The organism is Neisseria sp. HMSC064E01, assembly GCF_001808875.1.
In the GTDB taxonomy this organism is placed as follows: Bacteria; Pseudomonadota; Gammaproteobacteria; order Burkholderiales; family Neisseriaceae; genus Neisseria; species Neisseria sicca_A.
Window position 1 is genome coordinate 27,300 of sequence record NZ_KV794880.1, and the last position, 5,188, is coordinate 32,487.

Annotated in this window: 8 protein-coding genes; 2 read left to right on the forward strand and 6 right to left on the reverse strand. The window is 46.9% G+C overall.

Going from position 1 to position 5,188, the window contains the following annotated elements; all coding sequences use genetic code 11:
- Positions 1–229 precede the first annotated feature (229 nt).
- From pgeF to rluD, 5 genes are all read right to left on the reverse strand, one after another.
- Positions 230–1,000 carry a peptidoglycan editing factor PgeF gene (gene pgeF, locus HMPREF2572_RS01230; protein ID WP_070495658.1) on the reverse strand — a complete coding sequence of 257 codons (771 nt, stop codon included), beginning with the start codon at positions 998–1,000 and terminating at the stop codon, positions 230–232.
- A gap of 52 nt (positions 1,001–1,052) precedes the next feature.
- Positions 1,053–1,343: a hypothetical protein gene (locus HMPREF2572_RS01235; RefSeq protein ID WP_070495661.1), complete on the reverse strand. Its 291-nt coding sequence runs from the start codon at positions 1,341–1,343 to the stop codon at positions 1,053–1,055.
- Between the two features lie 130 nt (positions 1,344–1,473).
- Complete coding sequence (locus HMPREF2572_RS01240) at positions 1,474–1,812, reverse strand: hypothetical protein (RefSeq protein WP_246827729.1); 339 nt, start codon at positions 1,810–1,812, stop codon at positions 1,474–1,476.
- A 73-nt stretch (positions 1,813–1,885) separates the two neighbouring features.
- Complete coding sequence (locus tag HMPREF2572_RS01245) at positions 1,886–2,467, reverse strand: hypothetical protein (protein ID WP_070495664.1); 582 nt, start codon at positions 2,465–2,467, stop codon at positions 1,886–1,888.
- A gap of 1 nt (position 2,468) precedes the next feature.
- Entirely contained in the window at positions 2,469–3,593 is a 1,125-nt protein-coding gene (rluD, locus tag HMPREF2572_RS01250) for a 23S rRNA pseudouridine(1911/1915/1917) synthase RluD (protein ID WP_070495667.1), read from the reverse strand.
- Between rluD and HMPREF2572_RS01255 the strand changes: the two genes are divergently transcribed.
- The gene (locus HMPREF2572_RS01255) at positions 3,592–4,398 is read left to right on the forward strand and encodes an outer membrane protein assembly factor BamD (RefSeq protein ID WP_070495670.1); all 807 of its coding nucleotides are present in this window, start codon (positions 3,592–3,594) and stop codon (positions 4,396–4,398) included. The two genes, rluD and HMPREF2572_RS01255, sit on opposite strands and share 2 nt — an antisense overlap.
- 208 nt (positions 4,399–4,606) lie before the next feature.
- A complete protein-coding gene (locus HMPREF2572_RS01260) occupies positions 4,607–4,909 on the forward strand; it encodes a hypothetical protein (RefSeq protein ID WP_070495673.1) in 303 nt (100 codons plus the stop codon).
- A gap of 94 nt (positions 4,910–5,003) precedes the next feature.
- Here the strand turns inward: HMPREF2572_RS01260 and HMPREF2572_RS12955 are convergent.
- Positions 5,004–5,188, reverse strand: a 185-nt coding sequence (locus HMPREF2572_RS12955; RefSeq protein ID WP_148132259.1) for an IS3 family transposase, incomplete at its 5' end; no start/stop codon positions are given.

The following is a 5,188-nucleotide window of genomic DNA, read 5'->3' on the forward strand; positions in this document are numbered from 1 at the left end:
TGTCCTGATTTAAATTTAATCCACTATAAAACAAAACGGCTTGGGTACGGAATCAGGCAAGCGCAGCCCTGTCCTACCGAATTTAACCCATCTATACGAAAAGGTCGTCTGAAAACCGCTCCTCAAATTTAAGAAACCGATATTTTCAGACGACCTTAACGATATTGGAACCGATACGCTTAACAACGACTTTTCTCAGTCAAATATCGGATACACGGCTTACCGCGCATTATTCCGCCAACCAAATCAGGCTGACCATACGGCCGGTTTGTCCGTCGCGGCGGTAAGAGAAGAAAGTGTCGCGTTCCAAGACGGTGCAGTGTGTACCGCCATAAATCATATCCACCCCTTCGCGGCGCAGAACCAAACGCGCCAGCGCGTAGATGTCGGCAAGATACTTACTGCCGCCGATATCTTCGAATGCGTCCGCAGCTTCGGGCATGGGCGCGCAAAATGCGTCGAACACGTCTTGTCCGACTTCGAACGCGTCCGCGCCGATAGCCGGACCGAGATATGCCATGATTTCGACGGGCGCAACATTCATCGCGGCAATGGTGTTTTGCAATACGCCGCCCGCCAAACCGCGCCAGCCTGCATGTGCGGCAGCGACGACCGTACCGGCTTTATCGCAGAACAAGACAGGCAGGCAGTCGGCAGTCATCGCGGCGCAGGCGGCTTTGCCTGTGTTGTCCACCGAAGCGTCGGCGTCGGGCGTGTTGCCCAATGCGTCGGCAGCGTTGACGACGATGGTGCTGTGGATTTGATTGAGGTAGGCGATGGGCAGCTCGATCTGTTCCTGTACGATTTCACGATTGCGGCGCACGGCATCGGGATCATCGCCGACGTGCGAACCGAGGTTCAAACTTTGATACACGCCTTGGCTCACGCCGCCGTTGCGGGTGGTAATCAGGGTTTTCACGTTGGCAGGCGCAGGCCAATCGGCAGTCAGGAAATTTTTGCCTTGCGGGGCGAGGTTTAAGGTTTCTGTGATGGTTTTCATGTTTTTATCTGAGTAAGGAAAGGTTTGAAAGAATGTGTCTGTCGGCTTCGTATTAACGCATCTCTACGACTTCCAATAATTCTGTGTTTTCCAATCGGTAATAAAGGTCATAACCCCGATCATGTTTATCTTCTCCTTGATTGGGCAGAAAGCTGATACAGGCAAATTCTTTATTCTCGGAAATATTGAACCAAATAGTATAGTTCCTCAAATCCGATTGATTCTGCAAATAATGATCAAATTCTTTTTTAGCCGCAGCCATTGCCAATAACAAGCTTCCATCTAATTCAAATAAATAATCAGATTTAAAAGCATCTCTCCAAACTTTTTCCTGATAACTCATGCCGGCACCTAAATCCTCTATCTTAAATTGACCATTCAGTATGGCAAGTAAGCTTTATCAACCGTATCGCCAAATATTCCCATCTGCCTTAGAAAGTAATCAAGGTCATCAAAAATAATAAAGTTGCGTACTAACGCATCCCCACTACTTCCAATAATTCCGTATCTTCCAGTCGGTAATAAAATTTATAACCCCGACCGTATTTATATTCTCCTCTATAAGGAATTTCAAAAAATATCCCGCCTACCATTTCATCTGTTTTTGGAATAAAACTGATACTAACAAATTCTCTATTTTCGGAAATTCTTAACCAAATAATATAGTTTTTCAGATCCCATTTACCTTGAGAATAACCATCAAATTCTTTTTTTGCAGCAGCAATTGCCAATAAAAAATTCCCGTCAATTTCAGATAAATCGTCTAATCTAAAAGCATCTCTCCAAATTGTTTCCTTATGATTCATCATCATCCCCTAAGCTACTCGTTTTAAATCGACTTCTCGATATATTAAATGTGATATTGGTATGAAAAGTCTGATCAGACTAATTGTGCAAACCGTTTTCATCTAAAGGCAGATTCATCTGCTTGGCAATATTTTGCGCAGCAGCCGCAAAATCTTTTTTGTCCGTCGGCTTGCTATAAATAAAAGTCAAAATTTGAACGTATGGTGCGGGATACGGACGGCGATATTCCAGCGTAAAAAATTCTCTGTAGCCCTTGTTTCTCCATCTGATTGCCGATAAGTGATCATTTTCAGAAAGAGGATATTCCATAACGATTTCGCTGCCTTCCCAATGCGTCAGTACACGTTTGACAGGGTCGTATCGCCAAGACTCATCTTGCAATTTTTCCAATGCTCTTTTTCTGGATGATAGAGACACATACGTAAAGAAAAAAATCATCATCAAAAGAAATGACAGGAAGAAGAAACCGGAGCCTATGTTCAGAATCTCCATATCCTCCATAATCAACATACCCACCCATACGGGCAGCGCAATCATGGAAACGATGGCAGCTCTAGTAGCAAATCGGTATGTTTTTTCAGACGACAAATTGCCGTAACCCGCCAGCCACTGCATTTTGCCGTCCATTTGTGCAAGTGTGACCAAATCTGAAGAAGACATCTTAATCCCTCACATAAACCACTTCGACATCGTAGTCGTCTTCATTCCAATCATCGTCATCATCTGTGCCGAGTTTGTCCTGCCATTCTTCTTCGTTGCTCAAAGACGAATCCAAGCCTGCTTCGAGACGCAGGACGGAGAGCAAGTGATACATATCTTCGGGAATCGGGGCTTCAAAAGAGACGGTTTCACCGGTTTTCGGGTGGACGAAACTTAAGCGGTAGGCATGCAATGCCTGACGCGCGCCCAGACTTTTAATCGCTTCTTTTACCGGTTCGCTGCATGGATGGCGCAGGTTGCCGTAAACAGGGTCGGCGGCAAGCGGGTGGTTGGCTTCGCGCATATGGACGCGGATTTGGTGCGTCCTGCCTGTTTCGAGCGAGCATTCGATGTAGCTGTGGGCAAGATAGCGTTCCAACACCTTGACGTGTGTCACGGCAGGTTTGCCGCCGAATTTGACGACCGCCATTTTCAGGCGGTTGTGCGGATCGCGTCCGATTTGGGTTTCGATTTTGCCGTCAAAGGGGACGATGCCGTTGGCGACAGCGCGGTAGATGCGTTTGACCGTACGTTCTTGAAGCTGTTGCACGAGGGAGTTTTGCGCAGGCAAGGTTTTGGCGACCACCATCAGACCGCTGGTTTCTTTGTCGAGCCTGTGGACGATGCCCGCGCGCGGAATCTGGCTCAATTCGGGACAATGCGCCAGCAGGCCGTTGAGCAGCGTCCCCGTCCAGTTGCCTGCGGCGGGGTGGACGACCAGTCCGGCAGGTTTATTGACGACAATGACGGTATCGTCTTCGTACACAATATCCAAATCCATCGCTTCAGGTTTGAACGCGAGATTCTCTTCGCTCGGACGTACCGTTACGCTGATGGATTCCCCGCCTATCATTTTGTCTTTGGGTTGCGCAGGCTTATCGTTTACAATAACCGCGCCTTCTTTAATCCACGATGTCAGGCGGCTGCGCGAATAATCTGGCATGAGCTTTGCCAACACAGCATCCAGCCGCCCGCCCGCAAGCTCCAGCGGAACAGTCAAATTAACACAACTTTCTGCTTCGGGGGCTGACGTAAAGTCTAAATCGTCGCTATAATCGGCTTCATTATCAAAGGAAGTATTCTGCATGAAAAAAATTCTTTTAGTAGTTTCGTTAAGTCTGGCACTCGGTGCCTGTGCAAGCAATAAAGGTACGGTCGATAAAGACGCGCAAATCACACAAGATTGGAACGTGGAAAAACTCTATGCCGAAGCGCATGACGAGTTGAACAGCAGCAATTATACGCGAGCCATCAAGTTATACGAAATTTTAGAATCCCGCTTCCCCAACGGCCGCTACGCGCAACAGGCGCAGCTCGATACCGCATACGCCTATTACAAAGACGACGAGCCTGAAAAAGCCCTTGCCGCCATCGACCGCTTTCAGCGCCATCACCCGCAACATCCGAATATGGATTACGCGCTTTACCTCAAAGGCTTGGTTTTGTTCAACGAAGACCAATCCTTCCTCAACAAACTCGCCTCGCAAGACTGGTCCGACCGCGACCCTAAAGCCAACCGCAGCGCATACCAAGCATTTGCCGAATTGGTACAACGCTATCCGGAGAGCAAATACGCCGCCGACGCAACCGAGCGCATGGCAAAACTGGTGGACGCATTGGGCGGTAACGAAATCTCCGTTGCCCGCTACTACATGAAACGCGGCGCCTACCTCGCCGCCGTCAACCGTGCCCAAAAAATCGTCGAGCGTTACCAAAACACCCGCTACGTCGAAGAAGCCCTCGCCATGATGGAGCTGGCTTATAAGAAACTGGACAAACCCCAACCCGCCGCCGACACCCGCCGCGTCTTGGAAACCAACTTCCCGCAAAGCCCGTTCTTGCAACACCAATGGCAACCAAACGACATGCCTTGGTGGCGCTACTGGCGTTAAATTTTGAAGTCTAAAAGTATAGTGATACCGTATCACACTATGCTTTTCTGAAACCAAAGGTCGTCTGAAACTGGGAAATACAGTTTCAGACGACCTTTTTATGTTTCAAACAACCTTCTTCGCGGGAAAAACCTACACCACCCTTTCCATCTTACAAGGTGAACTGCAAAAGCAAAGATAGGGTCATTCTAAGTATTAGGAGGACAAGATGTTCAACGCTGACAATACTGTTAATGTTCAAATTTTTTGGAAGTCCCGAGAAGACGGAGGTTGCAAGATAATTCCCCCTACTGGTCTCTTTTATCCTGTAAGCAAATTTGAAGATGAGATTTTTCAAGAAAATTTTCCTAGAAGTATCATTTTAGATATTTACGAACATATAGCCAATAAAAACATCAGCTATGCGAAGGTTTGGTTTCTCATAAGGAAAAATGAAAAGATCCCGCAAGGAACAAAATTTAAAATTTTTGATGGGGCAAGATGCATTGCTGATGTTGTTTCAATTTCTTAAGAAAGAAATCGTAGATTAGACAAAAGCCAACCAAATATTAAGGTCGTCTGAAAAATGAAGTAACCCCCAAATCTTGGACACTCATAAAAGCCTTTCAGGCGCTCTGTGTAAGCTGGGCTCTGTATGTGACAGGATTCAGCTTTTTCAATTTCAAACTGCAACGTTCACGGTTGTAGTAGTCTATATAATCATCTATCTGTTTCATCAATTCGTCCACTGTCAATTCCCCTGCACGGTAGAAACACTCCGAGACCTTTGCAAAATTCCCCAAAATCCCCT